Here is a 12,682-nt window from a genome sequence, read left to right on the forward strand (position 1 = left end):
GTCGTTCCGCTCGCGCGTTACCGCTGGCGCCCCTTGGCGCGCCAGGCGGTCGGGGTTCGGCCCGACCAGCGTCGGAACGCACGGGTAAAGGCGCTCGCCTCCGAATAGCCGAGAGCCGCCGCGATCTGGCAGAGCGAGACCTCGGTATCCTCCAGCAACTGGCGGGCGATCTCGAAGCGGATCTCGTTCGCGATGATCCGGTATCCGGCCCCGCTGTCCTTGAGGCGGCGGCTCAATGTCCGCCGGTGCATCGCCATCAGCGCGGCGATGTCCTCCGCCGAACACCGGTTGCTCGTCAGGCGGGTCCGCAGCAGCCTCCGGATTCCGTCAGCGAAATCCGATGCGGAATCCGTCATGTGCTCGATCCGCTCCTCCAGCAGGATCCGCATCAGAGGATCGGCGCCGTGGATCCGGCGCGCCAGATCGCGCGCGGGCAGTACGATAGTGGCGCTTTCCTGATCGAATCGGACCGGAGCCCGGAAATGCCGCAGATAGGGTTCCGGGTCCGGGGGAACGATCCGCGGGAGGAGCACCTCGGTCGGATTCCAGTCGGAGCCTATCAGGGTCCGGATGGCATTGACCGTGACGGCGAGAGCGCCGTCGGAGATTTGATCAGCGCTCTCGATATGGGGCTGGTAGATCATGAAGGAGAACAGGGCGAGGTCGTTGCTGACCGCGAGCAAAGGCACGGCCCCCCGGTTCTGGACGCCCAGATATGTCACGATGGCGCGCAGAGCGTCCCCCAGGGTCTCCGAGTGCTGCATCAGGCGGCCGAGCATGCCGAGAGACAGGATCGTCGCGCGCCTGCCGACCAGAAGCCCGAAATGCGGGCAGTTCGTCTGGAGCACGCATAGGCTCAGCAACCGGCCGAGGGTCGCGTTCGGGATCACGTTTTCCCCATCGTCGAAAAGGCGCGGATCGAGCCCCGCCTCCCGGATCGTCGCATCCGGGTCGAGACCGAAATCCCGCAAAGCCGGGGCGACTCCCTTGGCAACCCCCAGATGGATATATCCGTAAGGAAGCGCCGGCCTGGGAGATGCGACGGCGAAGCCCGGCCGTGGCGCGGGCTCCGGTCGATCGCTTGACATGGACGAAGTCACAACGTGATCGGCCATCGTGGCTGCTCGCAATCGATTAAAAATGATCCGAACTGGCGCGTCTGAGAGCGCCTAAGACCAAACTCGGGTACAAACAGCTTTGAATTGCATCGGGTTTACCTATGTTAATGGACAAACTCCGCAATTCAACAAACGCGCGGGATCGACCGGGCATTTTGTCCATTTCGGTCAATCATCTGTCTCAAACTATCAAGGCAGCCGATCATTCCGGCGTCGGCCGCCGGGATCGGGCTTAAGCATCGAGCCCCCTCCTCGGACAATGTGCGCCCGTCGTCCGAGCGCACGCCCCGCAAATCCGCCTCGCTCGGGACGCGGCCGATCTTGGCGTAACATGCGGACAGGCAAGATTCTCACACCCGAAAGGCCCGGATGGATGAAGCCCGAAGCAGGGAGGATCGTTTGCATCGGCGGCGCGACCGTCGATCGGAAATATCGCACGCGCGCGCCCATCCACTTCAGGACGTCCAATCCTGCCATGGCCGAGCGCTCGTTCGGAGGCGTGGCCCGGAACGTGGCGGAGGGCATCGCCAGGCTCGGAACGAAGTCCTCCCTCGTCTCGCTTTTGGGGAACGACGAGAACGGGCGTGCGATCCGGGCGGAGCTCGCACGCCTGGGCATCGACATCCGGCATGTCGGGATCTCGGAAGACCACGCCACCGCCGAATACGTCGCCGTCCTCGAACCCGAAGGCGATCTCGCCCTCGGGTTGGCGGACATGGCGATCTTCGATGCCCTCGACCCGGCGTTCCTCCGCCGGATCTGGGCGGAGATCGCCCCTTCCTGGATCTTCGCCGACTGCAATCTGCCCTCCCCCACCCTGCGCGAGCTGATCGGGCTGGCGCGGCGGCGCTGCCCGATGCTCGCCATCGACGCCGTGTCGGCCGTGAAGGTGATGCGCCTGCCGCGGGACCTGACCGGCGTCGGGCTCCTGTTCCTCAACATGGACGAGGCGCGGTCTCTTCTGGACGACACCGGCATCTCGCCCGACGCCGCAGCAGCCGCTCTGCTCGCTCGCGGCCCCGAACGAATCGTCCTGACTCTTGGCGAAGGCGGGCTCATCGCGACGGATCGCACTGGCCCCACGAGGGTCCACGCGATCCCGGCGCGGGTCGTCGACGCGACCGGCGCCGGCGACGCGCTCATCGCCGTCACGCTCGTGGCCCTGCTCGAAGGCCGCTCCTTGGCGGAGGCGGTGCGAATGGGTACGGTAGCGGCCGCTTTGACCATGGAGTGTCCGGCGAGCGTGCGTCCGGACCTCACGCTTGCGTTGCTGGAATCCGCCGTGGCGGGACAGCCAGCCTGAAAGAGGAGTGAAGGAGCATGCTGATGGGCCACGACACGGTCGGCCGTTTCCTCGACGTCGCGCCCAAGGTGAGATCGGCTCTGGATGAAGGCAGAGCCGTCGTGGCTCTCGAATCCACCATCATCACGCATGGCATGCCACACCCCCAGAACGTGGCGACGGCGCGCGAGGTCGAAGCGGTCGTGCGCGACAACGGCGCGGTGCCCGCGACGATCGCCGTCATCGCCGGCCGGATCAAGATCGGCCTCACGGACGAGGAGCTCGACTGGCTGGGAACCGCGACGGGCGTGATGAAACTCAGCCGCGCCGACCTGCCCTATGCGGTTGCCTCGAAGCGTCACGGCGCAACGACGGTCGCCGCGACCATGATCTGCGCCCATCTGGCCGGTATCGGCGTTTTCGCGACTGGTGGCATCGGCGGCGTCCATCAGGGCGTCGAGAACACCATGGACATCTCGGCCGATCTCGACGAACTCGCCAGGACGCCGGTCGCGGTGATCTGCGCCGGCGCCAAGGCGATTCTCGACCTGCCGCGGACCCTGGAATATCTCGAAACGCGGGGCGTGCCGGTCGTCGGCTACCGGACGGACGAGTTTCCCGCGTTTTGGAGCCGTGCGAGCGGATTGCCCGTTCCGGTCCGGCTCGACAGCCCCGCCGCCATCGCCGATCTCATCCGTACCAAGGACGCTCTCAATCTGACAGGCGGCATCCTCATCGCCAATCCGGTACCGGACATCGACGAGATTCCGGCACCCGAGATGAAAGGCTTCATCGAGCGGGCGATCGCCGAGGCCGCGCGCCGGGGCGTGACCGGAAAAGCCGTCACGCCGTTCCTGCTGTCGTTCCTGTTCGAGAGCACCGGCGGGCGCAGCCTTGCCACGAACATTGCCCTGATCAAGAACAACGCCGCGCTGGCCGCACGCCTCGCCGCATCGCTGAAGCAAGATACGCCCGCAGGCTGATTGCCCTATGAGTGCATCGTGCGGCCCCGGCGGGCCCAGCTAGCGCATCGTGCCGACCCAGCGGGCCGCGCGAGCGAAAAGTGGACCCGGTTTTCCGCATCGAACGATGCGCCATTGAAGGAGGGGAGCATCGGATTGGATCCCAAAAGTGGGTCCACTTTCCACGTCCGATGCTCTAGATGACGATGAAATCGTTGTGCGTGAGCGCAAGTCCCGGCTTGAGCTTCGCAAACAGAATGGGACTGGAGGACCCCGATCCGTCCGGATCGTAAAAGAGGTAGCCCGTCTTCCGGTTGTAGATGATGTAGTCGTTCTTATCCTGCGCCTTGCTGCCGATGATGAAGGAGTTTTCGTTCAGCACGCCGGTCTTGGTGAGTTTCTTGAAAATGGCGTTTTCCAGCCGGATCGTATCGTCGGCGACGTTGAAATCCGTGATCGTCGTGACGTTCCGCTTGCCATCGAGCGCCGTGTTGAAGACGAAGGTATCCCGGCCCCAGCCGCCCGAGAGCGTGTTCAGGCCCGCGCCCCCGTTCAGGTAATCGTTGCCGGCATCGCCGTAGAGCCTGTCGTTCCCGTCGCCGCCCGAGAGCGTGTCCCGGTCCATTCCACCGTAGAGCGTGTCGTTTCCGGCGCCGCCCGAGAGCTTGTTGTCGCCGGTTCCGCCGTAGATGCGATCGTTGCCGTTGCCGCCGAGAATGGTGTCGTTTCCGACGTCTCCATAGATCGTGTCGTTTCCATCGCCGCCGTTCAGGCTGTCATGGCCGGGGCCGCCGTAGAGAGTGTCGTTTCCGGAACCGCCGTTCAGGATGTCGTTTCCGACGTCGCCATAGAGCTTGTCGTTTCCGGCTCCGCCATCGAGGCGGTCGTTGCCGATGCCCCCATAGATGACGTCATTGCCGTTGCCGCCGTCGATCGTGTCGTTGCCGCCGTCGCCGTAGAGCTTGTCGTTGCCGTCCTGCCCACGGATGATATTGCTGCCGGCGTTTCCGTAGATCTCGTTGGACTGCGCGTTTCCAGTGAGAGTGAGGCGGGCGCTGCCCGGGCCGGCCTTGAGAATCTCGAGATGGTCGCTGAGCTGATACGAACTTTGCGCAATGACCGTATCGCGCCCGCCACCTGCGTATTCCAGAACGACGTCGAGCGCATTGTCGACCAGGTAGGTGTCGTCCCCGGCGCCGCCGATCAGCGTGTCGATGCCGCCCTTTCCGTCCAGGACATCGTTACCCGGCGTTCCGATGATCTGGTTCCTGAACGTGTTGCCGGTCAGGGTCAGGGAGCGGGCGCTCGGCGTGGCCTTCAGAACCTCCACCTCCGAATCCGCCGCGAGGGCGAAGCTCACGCTCGTCTGAACGACGTCGTAGCCGCCCCCGATGGCCTCGAGGACCCGGTCCTCCTTGTTGTCGACGATATAGGTGTCGTTGCCCGCGCCGCCGACGAGCGTGTCGGCTCCCTCCTGCCCGTCGAGTAGGTCGTCTCCCGCATAGCCCTCCAGATAATCCCCATGGGACGATCCATAGAGGGTGTCGCTCCCGGCCATGATCAGGGCGGCCGCCTGGGCCCCCTGCCTGTGAAAGGCGGCGAGATCGTCATAGGTGAACAGGGTGGGGCCGCCCATTTCGCCGAAGGAAAGCCACGGCGAGGCACTCGGCCCGAAACGCAGAGAGGACACATCGCCGAATTCGTTCGAGAGAGCGGCTCCCTCGTAGACAACGGCGAGCGGCGCGTTGGAGACGTTGACCTGGAAACTCGCCGTCCACCGTTCGCCCTGTTGAGCGAAGACGACGGCGCCGAGAACGGGCTTGAAAAAGTCCTGGAGGCGAAGGCCTGCAGGCATGGAGCGATGGAACGTGACGACGGCCATCCTGCGCTTTCCGGCTTGGGCCCGATCCGCGTAGGATCAGGGGACTCTTGTGAAGCGATGGGCGCGCCGCACGAGGGACATGACGAGAAGCCCCTCGTATAACCGACCTTACGTTAGGATAACACCCCTAAAAAGCCCGCCCCCTGCGCCGGAAATGCCATGGGAATCTAAGCTGCGGAACGAACCTCCACAGCCTCTTCCTCGTCGGTCTCCGCCGCGTTGCGCTCGAGCTGAACCGCATAGGCCGCCTCCAGGCCGCGGAACCGCAAAGCGTCGTCTGTTTCCGAGAGGCCGGATACGACCGGAACCCTCTCGCAGAAGCGGGCAAGAGCGCTGCGCAGAAGGCGCACGTTCCTGGGTACGGGATGAACGCCCGCCAGGGCATCCTTCACGGTCTCCCGGGCAGCGGCATAGAGGTCGTCCACGGCGGCCTCGACGCCGGGATCGCGGCTCAGCAGGCTCATGGTATTGATGAGCAGGACGCGCAGGTCCCGCAGGTCGGTCTCGCTTCCCTCCTCAGCAATTGCCTCCGTCACTACCTCAACCGCCGCGATCCTTTCACGGATCGTGTCTGCGAAGCTCTTTTCGGTCATGAGCGCTACCCCCGGTGAATCGCCTGGAACACTTCCATCGGCCGCCCGGAAACAATGCGCGCGCATGGTTAACGAATGCTTACGGAACCCGCGAAGGCCTTTATTCCCATAGGTTTTTCAAAGGCTTTCCCAGCCCGGCCGGCTCTGCTCCCGCGCCACCTCGCGCCTGCGGATCGGCGGGACCGGCGACGCCTCAGCAGCCCTGGCAGATGCCCTGCTTGGCCTTGTCCTCCAGCTCGCGGCCTTCCTGGAGAAGCTCGTTTTCCCTTGTGGAACGGGGAACCACCGAAGGCTGCCCCGGACGCAGGTTGGTGCCGGAGATCGCGCCCGTGGTCGTCGCCGCATTGTTCTCCGCAGCGCCGCCCGTGCTACCTTCGGTGCCGGGCGGAGGGGTTGGCGGAGTGTTCGCTTCCTCAGGCGTCGAGGACCGGCGCGCATTTGTCGCGGGGCTGGCGGGCGTCTGCGCGCCCGGGCTCGGGCGAGTGAGCGTGGACGTGCTGTCCGGCGCAGGGGCGGTGCCCATGGACGGCGCCGTCGTCATGCCGCCGGATGAGGACCCTATGCCCGACGAGGTTCCGGTGCCGGTGGAGGAGGTTCCCGTGCCGGAAGAGGCTCCCGTGCTGCTGGAAGTGGATCCTGCGCCGCCTCCCCCGGAGCTCGAACCTCCGCCGGATGAGCCTCCGCCGGATGACCCTTGAGCCCAGGCAGTGCCGGCCAGGAGGCCGGAGACGATCAGAACGGCTGGTATCGTGAAGCGCATGTGCTTTTTCCCGACAAGGGGTTCTGCACGTCAACTCGGCGCAGGCTCAGGAAGTTTCCGATCAGCGGCGCCATACCACAAGGCTGACGGGACCGGCCGGGTCGATCACCTGCCGATAGCCGGGCGTGAGGCCCGCTTCGGCGAGAACCGTCTCGGCTTTCCTTCCGCCCTCGCATCCCGAGAAAAGCGGGATGCCGTCGGGAACCAGAATCCCCTCGGCTCGCGTGAGGTGGAAGGCATCGTAGCCGATCTGGAGGAAAAGGTCGAAAACCCGCCGCCCGCCCGGGACCGCAACCCTGCCGCCATAGGGCAGAACCATGCGCGCAGCCTCCTTCCAGGACAGCCGCTGCGGGTTCCACCACCAGCCGTCCGCGCGTCTCTCGATCCCCTGCGACGAGGAGGAGACGATCATGCGCGTCCGGTTGCGGGGATTCGGGTTCGCCTCGTGCCCCAGACGGCCCAGGACCGTGACATCGGACCGGTTGAGTTCCGCCTGGAAATAGGCCCAGTCCGCATCGTTGCGAAGCACGTCCGGCGTCACGCCCGTCGCATCGGCAATGCGATCGTTGTCGGACACGATGGCATAGCCATGGGTTTCAATGCGGGACATCGATTACCTTTCTCGTGCACGGGGACGAGCGCGGCGAGTGGTAGCCCAGAGCGGGCCGCGCTGTCGATGGCCTCGAACCGGTGCGGGTTCATGGATGCCGTGGGGATGACGGCCGGTTCCGCCTTGCAAGCTTTCGGCGAACATCCGAAGAAAGCCCAGAGAGACAGACGGGCGAGAGAAAGACGGGACGGACACGATGCGCATAGCCACCTGGAACGTGAACTCGATCAAGCAGCGGCTGGATCATCTCGCCACCTTCGTGAAAAGCGCCGATCCCGACGTGGTGTGCCTCCAGGAACTGAAGTGCATGGACGAGGCCTTTCCCAGGACCGAGGTCGAAGCGCTCGGCTACAACGTCGTCACCCACGGCCAGAAGACCTATAACGGCGTCGCCATCCTGTCCAAGCGTCCGCTCGAGGATGTGCGGAAAGGACTGCCGGGAGACGAGACCGACGAGCAGGCCCGCTATCTCGAAGGCATCGTCCCCATGGCGGGAGGCGTCGTGCGGGTCGCGTCCATCTACCTGCCCAACGGCAACCCGATCGGCACGCCCAAATTCGACTACAAGCTCTCCTGGATGGACCGGCTGAATGCCCATGCGCGCCATTTGCTCGCGCTGGAAGAGCCGCTCGTGCTCTGCGGCGACTACAACGTGATCCCGGAGCCCGAGGATGCGGCCAATCCCGAGGCATGGGCGAACGACGCTCTCTTCCAGCCGGCAAGCCGCAGGAAATTCCGGGAGCTGCTGAACCTGGGCCTTTCCGACGCCCTGCGCGCCTGCAGCGACCAGGCCGGGCTCTATTCGTTCTGGGATTATCAGGCGGGGGCCTTCCAGCGGAACAACGGCATCCGAATCGACCATCTCCTCCTGTCGCCTCAGGCGCAGGACAAGCTCGCGAGCGCGTCGATCCGCAAGGAAGTGCGCGGATGGGACAAGCCCTCCGACCACGTGCCCGTGATGGTGGATCTGGAGATCGCCTGACCGGCGTCAGTGCATCTCAGAAGGGAGCATCGCTCGGGCGGACCCGAAGGTCCGCACGATGCTCTAGTGACGCGCCTGGATGTATTGCTCGAGAAGGGCGAGGGCGAGCTTGCGGTCGCTCTCATCGGCAGACGAGAAAGCCTCCTGATACAGGCTCTCGATCCACTGGTCCTTGCCGGACGCCGCCGCGGATTCGCGGGCGAGCGTCAGCCACATGAGGCCCCTGGCCCGCTGGCGCGGCACGCCCTGGCCGTTCATCAGCATATGCCCGAGGAGCGCCTGGGACGGAGAATGTCCCTTTTCGGCCGCCAGGTTGAACCAGCGCGCGGCCTGACGCACGTCCCGGGAGACGCCCGTCCCTTCCATGTAAAGGCGGGCGAGGTTGTACTGCGCGTTGGAATCGCTGAAATAGGACGCGGCGTAGCTGAACATCTCCACGGCCCGGCCTGGATTGGCCATCACGTAGGTGCCCTTGATTCCGTCGAGGAAATAGCCGCCGAGCGCCACGAACGCGCTCGAGACGACCATTGCGTTCGGAGAATCCGGGCTCTCGTCCGCATGCTGGTCCGCGAGCTTCGAGAAGTATTCGAACGCCCGCAGGTCGTCGTGCTCGACGCCGTCGCCGTCCGCATACATCCGCCCCAGCTTCCAGAGCGCCAGCGTATGCCCCTGCCCCGCCGCATATTCGAGCGCCGCGGCGGCGCCGAGCTTGTCGCCCGCATTGTAATCGCGCATGCCCGTGCGCAGGGCCTCGCGAACGGAGCCGTATTTCACGGGCGGAACGAGCCCCGGCGCGAGCGCCGGCGTGAGAGGCTGAGGACGTGGTGCGGCATCCAGAGCGAGCGCAGAGGAGGAGCCGAGCAAGACCAACGCGCAAGCGGCTACCGTCATGGGACGGCTCATCAGCTTCAATGTGTCGATCAGGCGCGCGTGCATGGATTTTTTTCTCTTTTCCATCCGGTTCTCACGAGAGCCCCCACCAGGATGGAACTTTCGTGATCTGCCACGTGCTGCGCCACCGATGCAATGATCCTCGCAACAGGCCGTCCGATAGAGTTAATCGGCAATACCCCTGAAGCGCCTCGTCATAAAGCGTTGGTTTAGAAGCACTTTAGCTGGCTTTTACAGGTGATCGCCCTTTATGGCGGGATCGCGGCGGCGCTCGGGCCAAGAACGGCAGGATGAGGAAGGTTTCTGGGTGTTGCCCGAAGGCCACAACTTCGGCCACCCATCGGATACTCTGTAACGGACATCTCGGCACGGCCTCCTGCCCTTCTCGGCGGACAGTCTATGCGATGATTCCGTTAGGCAAGGTGCGGGGATGCACAAAGCAGACTGTCCCAGTGCATCGGACGCGGGAAGAGGAATCCACTTCCCGCGCCCGATGCTCTCTTCTTGGAATGAGCGCATCGTTTGAGTGAAAAACCGGGGCCACTTTTTCGCACGATGCGCTAAGCCTCCACTTTGGCGGAGGAGAACCAAACCTGATCGTAGACCGCCACGGCGGTCGGGTCGGGCGACCGGTCGGCGCCGAGCCAGATCGAGCGGACGGCGGCGAGCCCGGCCTCGCCGGGCTTGCGCTTCGACCTGGGCCGCTCCGTCGTTCCGCTGCATGCGATGAAGCCCACGGTCATAAGCGGCTTGGCGCTGTAGCCCTTCGCCCGGCGACGGACCAGCATGGCCGGCCCCCAGCCCTCATGCGGCTGCCATGGGAAGATCAGCCGCCCGCCCGGCCTGAGGGCCTTCAGCCATTCGACATCCGGCGCGGCGACGCCGGCATTGACGTAGATCACGTCGGCTTCGGGAAGCGGCCGCCCGAAGGCCGATCCGGCATGCACGCTCACATGGGGATAGTCCTTCAGGTTGCGCGTCGCCTGAGCGGCGAGATCCGCCTCGTACTCGAAGGCCTCCACGTGCCCCCCGGGCTCCACCAGACGGGCCAGGATGGCCGTGTAGTAGCCGGTCCCGGCCCCCACATGAATCACCGTTTCGCCCGGCTGCGGCCCCACCGCATCGAGCCAGGCGGCATGGAGCGCAGGCTCGCCGTTGTTGATGCCGCGCTCGCGATCGATGGCCACGAGGACGTTGTCGTAGATGCCCGCGACATCCGCGGTCTGGATCGCAACGCCCGCGCTGATCGTGGTCCAGGGCGGCGGCGGCAGAAAGCTCTCGCGGGGCACGGCCGCGAACGCCGCCTCGATGCGCCTGTCGCGAATTTCGGTCAGGCGTGCGATCTGCTCCGCATATTCCGAGCGGTATCTCTCAAGTGCGCTCGTGGACATGCCCTGGAAATCCCGACCGGCCCGGGCCGGTTCCGAACGAAGGCCGCATTCCGTGCGCTACATCCTGAACACGCCGAACCGCGTCTCCGGAACAGGAGCGTTCAGGGCGGCCGAGAAGGCGAGCGCCAGCACGCGGCGGGTCTCGGACGGCAGGATGATGCCGTCGTCCCAGAGACGGGCGGTGGCGTGGTAGGGAGAGCCCTCCTCCTCGTATCGGCTGCGGATGGGAGCCTTGAAGGCCTCCTCCTCGTCGGCACTCCAGCTCTTGCCTTCGGCTTCGAGATTGTCGCGCCGCACGGTGGCGAGCACGCTCGCCGCCTGCTCGCCGCCCATTACGGAGATGCGGGAATTCGGCCAGGTGAACAGGAAGCGCGGAGAATAGGCGCGGCCGCACATGCCGTAATTGCCCGCCCCGAACGAACCGCCGACGAGCAGGGTGATCTTCGGAACCTGGGCGCAGGCCACGGCGGTGACGAGCTTCGCGCCGTCCTTGGCGATGCCGCCGGCCTCGTACTGCCGGCCGACCATGAAGCCTGCGATGTTCTGCAGGAAGAGCAGCGGGATCCGCCGCTGGCAGCACAGCTCGATGAAATGCGCGCCTTTCAGGGCGCTTTCCGAAAACAGGATGCCGTTGTTCGCCACGATGCCGACCGGCATGCCCCAGATCCGGGCGAAGCCCGTGACCAGCGTGGTGCCGTAGAGCCGCTTGAACTCGTCGAACTCGGACCCGTCGACGAGACGCGCGATGACCTCGCGGATATCGTATTGCTTCTTGAGATCGGTGGGCACGATCGCGTCGAGATCGTCGATCGCGTATTTCGGCTCCGCCGGCTCCGCGAGATCGATGTCGATCCGCTTGCGCGTGTTGAGCGTGCCGACGATGCGGCGCACGATGGCAAGCGCGTGCACGTCGTCGGTGGCGTAATGATCCGCGACGCCCGACTGGCGGGCATGAACCTCCGCGCCGCCGAGATCCTCCGCCGACACCACCTCGCCCGTCGCCGCCCGCACCAGAGGCGGGCCGCCCAGGAAGATCGTGCCCTGGCGGCGCACGATGACGGTCTCGTCCGACATGGCCGGCACATATGCGCCGCCCGCCGTGCACGAGCCCATGACGCAGGCGATCTGCGGAATGCCCATCGAGGACAAGGTCGCCTGGTTGTAGAAGATGCGGCCGAAATGCTCGCGGTCGGGGAAGACCTCCGTCTGGTGCGGCAGGTTCGCGCCGCCGGAATCCACGAGATAGATGCAGGGCAGACGGTTCTCGCGCGCGATCTCCTGCGCGCGCAGGTGCTTCTTCACCGTCATCGGATAATAGGTGCCGCCCTTGATGGTCGAATCGTTGCACACGATCATGACCTCGCGGCCTTCCACCCGGCCGATGCCGGTGATGATTCCGGCGCCGTGGATGGCGTCCTCGTACAGGCCGTAGGCCGCCAGCGAGCCGAGTTCCAGGAAGGGGGCGCCCGGATCGAGGAGGCGCATCACGCGCTCGCGCGGCAGCAGCTTGCCGCGGGCGAGGTGGCGTTCCCGCGCCTTCGCGGGCCCGCCCTCGGCGGCGGCCTGCCGCTTGGCCTGAAGGTCGCGGGCGAGCGCCGCCCAGGCGGCGCGGTTGGCCCGCGCGTTGTCCGACGTGAGATCCGCGGAAGTGGCGATGACGGGCACGGCGTCAGGCTCCCTCTAGAGCATCGGGCGCAAAAGTGGGAACCGGTTTTGCGTGAAAAGATGCTCACAATCAAAATGTTAAAGCATCGGGCGTGAATTCGGTGCCACGTCCAATGCTCTCGTATCGGCTCCCTCACGGCTGAACCGGAGGGCTCTCCGTCAGTCGCTGGGACGAAGGAGCCCGCGCGGCGCCGTCGCGAGGCCGGCGTCAGCCCTTGGCCCGGATGACGGTCTCGCGCTGGATGACCCTGGAGCCGCAGCGATAGGCGATGCCGCGCACGAGGGACCAGTCCTGGGTTCTCTGCTGCAGATAGAGATGCGTGCCGCCCAGGGCGACCACCGCCTCCTTCATGCCGTCGAACTCGGAGCCGAAGCCGGGGGTGGTCGAGACCACGGGGCTCACTTCGCCCAGGCGCTGGCATACGCGCACGTCGGCAGGAGAATCGACGACCTTCACCAGATCCGTCGGATCGGGATGGTAGCTGCAAGCCGAGACGCCGAGGAGAAGAAGGGAAGCGAGGAGGGTGCGCTGCATGAAATGTCCGC

12 protein-coding genes are annotated in these 12,682 nt (G+C 65.5%); 3 read left to right on the forward strand and 9 right to left on the reverse strand.

The features are described 5' to 3' along the window. Positions 1–17 precede the first annotated feature (17 nt). Positions 18–1,088, reverse strand: coding sequence for an AraC family transcriptional regulator (locus AB8841_RS22395; RefSeq protein ID WP_370437989.1), 1,071 nt, complete (start codon positions 1,086–1,088; stop codon positions 18–20). Between the two features lie 403 nt (positions 1,089–1,491). On the opposite strand from AB8841_RS22395, the gene AB8841_RS22400 reads away from it, so the two are divergent. Continuing rightward, the gene (locus tag AB8841_RS22400; protein ID WP_370437990.1) at positions 1,492–2,421 is read left to right on the forward strand and encodes a carbohydrate kinase family protein; all 930 of its coding nucleotides are present in this window, start codon (positions 1,492–1,494) and stop codon (positions 2,419–2,421) included. A 23-nt stretch (positions 2,422–2,444) separates the two neighbouring features. Then, complete coding sequence (locus AB8841_RS22405) at positions 2,445–3,383, forward strand: pseudouridine-5'-phosphate glycosidase (RefSeq protein WP_370437991.1); 939 nt, start codon at positions 2,445–2,447, stop codon at positions 3,381–3,383. A gap of 175 nt (positions 3,384–3,558) precedes the next feature. Here AB8841_RS22405 and AB8841_RS22410 read toward each other — a convergent pair whose 3' ends face one another. From AB8841_RS22410 to AB8841_RS22425, 4 genes are all read right to left on the reverse strand, one after another. Next, the gene (locus tag AB8841_RS22410) at positions 3,559–5,244 is read right to left on the reverse strand and encodes a calcium-binding protein (RefSeq protein ID WP_370437992.1); all 1,686 of its coding nucleotides are present in this window, start codon (positions 5,242–5,244) and stop codon (positions 3,559–3,561) included. Positions 5,245–5,411: 167 nt separating this feature from the next. Continuing rightward, the gene (locus tag AB8841_RS22415; protein WP_370437993.1) at positions 5,412–5,837 is read right to left on the reverse strand and encodes a hypothetical protein; all 426 of its coding nucleotides are present in this window, start codon (positions 5,835–5,837) and stop codon (positions 5,412–5,414) included. A gap of 193 nt (positions 5,838–6,030) precedes the next feature. Next, positions 6,031–6,597, reverse strand: a complete 567-nt coding sequence (locus AB8841_RS22420; protein WP_370437994.1) for a hypothetical protein — start codon at positions 6,595–6,597, stop codon at positions 6,031–6,033. A gap of 61 nt (positions 6,598–6,658) precedes the next feature. Then, entirely contained in the window at positions 6,659–7,207 is a 549-nt protein-coding gene (locus tag AB8841_RS22425; protein WP_370437995.1) for a hypothetical protein, read from the reverse strand. A 196-nt stretch (positions 7,208–7,403) separates the two neighbouring features. On the opposite strand from AB8841_RS22425, the gene xth reads away from it, so the two are divergent. Next, on the forward strand, positions 7,404–8,189 hold the full coding sequence (gene xth, locus AB8841_RS22430) for an exodeoxyribonuclease III (protein ID WP_370437996.1): 786 nt from the start codon (positions 7,404–7,406) through the stop codon (positions 8,187–8,189). A gap of 63 nt (positions 8,190–8,252) precedes the next feature. On the opposite strand, the gene AB8841_RS22435 is transcribed toward xth, so the two are convergent. The 4 genes from AB8841_RS22435 to AB8841_RS22450 all read right to left on the reverse strand — a co-directional run bounded on the left by AB8841_RS22435 (position 8,253) and on the right by AB8841_RS22450 (position 12,671). Next, positions 8,253–9,092, reverse strand: coding sequence for a tetratricopeptide repeat protein (locus tag AB8841_RS22435; protein ID WP_370439345.1), 840 nt, complete (start codon positions 9,090–9,092; stop codon positions 8,253–8,255). A 548-nt stretch (positions 9,093–9,640) separates the two neighbouring features. Then, positions 9,641–10,471, reverse strand: coding sequence for a protein-L-isoaspartate O-methyltransferase (locus AB8841_RS22440; RefSeq protein ID WP_370437997.1), 831 nt, complete (start codon positions 10,469–10,471; stop codon positions 9,641–9,643). Between the two features lie 57 nt (positions 10,472–10,528). Beyond that, positions 10,529–12,136: a carboxyl transferase domain-containing protein gene (locus tag AB8841_RS22445; protein ID WP_370437998.1), complete on the reverse strand. Its 1,608-nt coding sequence runs from the start codon at positions 12,134–12,136 to the stop codon at positions 10,529–10,531. Positions 12,137–12,344: 208 nt separating this feature from the next. Then, positions 12,345–12,671 carry a hypothetical protein gene (locus tag AB8841_RS22450; protein ID WP_370437999.1) on the reverse strand — a complete coding sequence of 109 codons (327 nt, stop codon included), beginning with the start codon at positions 12,669–12,671 and terminating at the stop codon, positions 12,345–12,347. Positions 12,672–12,682: the final 11 nt, after the last annotated feature.

Source organism: Microvirga sp. TS319, assembly GCF_041276405.1.
In the GTDB taxonomy this organism is placed as follows: domain Bacteria; phylum Pseudomonadota; class Alphaproteobacteria; order Rhizobiales; family Beijerinckiaceae; genus Microvirga.